Here is a 1283-nt window from a genome sequence, read left to right on the forward strand (position 1 = left end):
CACATCGGCGCCAAGAATCTGCGCATCCAGCTGCGGCGCCACGCCGTGTGTGCTGAAGTGACCGATCATGCAGACCTCCCGCTGGCATCACCCGCATCCACTGACACAGAGGCCGTACCCCGCGCCAGCTGTCCGGGCGCAGCGCGCTGCGCCGAGGGCAGCTGCGCCTCGCGTGCTCGCAGCGCCGCCGCAGCCTGCTGCTCATCGCAGAAGGGCAACTTGCGAGCGCCAATCTGCTGCGTGCGCTCATGGCCCTTGCCGGCGATCAGCACACAATCACCGGGCTGCGCGCGGGCAATGGCGGTGGCAATCGCCACCGCGCGGTCGGGGTGGCGCCAGACCGCGCCCGTGCAACCCTCAGCAATCTGGTCGATGATCCGCTGCGGGTTTTCACCGCGCGGGTTGTCGCTGCTCAGATAGACCTGGTCGGCCAGCGCCGATGCCACCGCGCCCATGGGTGCGCGTTTGCCGGCATCGCGATCGCCGCCGCAACCAAACACCACATGCAGCGCACCGCCCGTATCCGCGCGCAGGGTACGCAGTACCTGCTCCAGCGCATCCGGGGTGTGGGCAAAATCCACCACCACGCGCAGACCCAGCGTGTTGGGCACCAGCTGCATGCGTCCCGCTACCGCGCGCAACTGAGGCAGACACTGCAGCACCTGCGCAAAAGGGACGCCCAGAGACAGCGCCGCAGCCGCCACTGCGGCGAGGTTGGCGCGATTGAAAGCACCGATCAGCTGGCTGTGAAACTCACCTTCACCCCAGGGTGTATGCAGCCACAGGCGCTCGCCCTCCAGCTGCGCACGGCGCCCACTCTCCAGCTGCGCATGGCGCAGCGCGATGCGAACCTCTGCATCGGTATTTGCGCTAGCGCTGACGCCCACACAGGACACCTCGGGCGCCAGTGCAGCGCGCATCTGCGCAGCGTAGGGATCGTCTATGTTCAGCACGGCGCTGCGCAATCCGGGCATAGCGAACAGGCGCGACTTGGCCTCGGCATAGGCGGCCATGCTGCCGTGATAGTCCAGGTGGTCGCGCGAGAGATTGGTGAATATGGCGCAATCAACATGCAGCCCGCTGACCCGGCCCTGCACCAGCGCATGCGAGGAGACTTCGAGCGTCACCCGCTGCACACCCTGCGCTCGCCACTGCGCCAGCTGGCGCTGCAAGCTGATCGCATCCGGTGTGGTCAGCGCACTGGGTGCCGAGGAGTCGGCTTCGGCCACACCCGCCTGATCGCCCGCCTGCGCGCAATCCTTGTGCGCGCAAACCCTGGATGA

1 protein-coding gene is annotated in these 1283 nt (G+C 67.5%); it reads right to left on the reverse strand.

Features of this window, described 5'->3' with window-relative positions; genetic code table 11:
• Nucleotides 1-65: 65 nt before the first annotated feature.
• Nucleotides 66-1283 (reverse strand): UDP-N-acetylmuramoyl-L-alanyl-D-glutamate--2,6-diaminopimelate ligase (locus VBE63_RS29630; RefSeq protein WP_323686553.1); only part of this gene is annotated, 1218 nt, incomplete at its 5' end.

Origin of the sequence: Lamprobacter sp., assembly GCF_034860625.1 — a bacterium.
In the GTDB taxonomy this organism is placed as follows: domain Bacteria; phylum Pseudomonadota; class Gammaproteobacteria; order Chromatiales; family Chromatiaceae; genus Lamprobacter.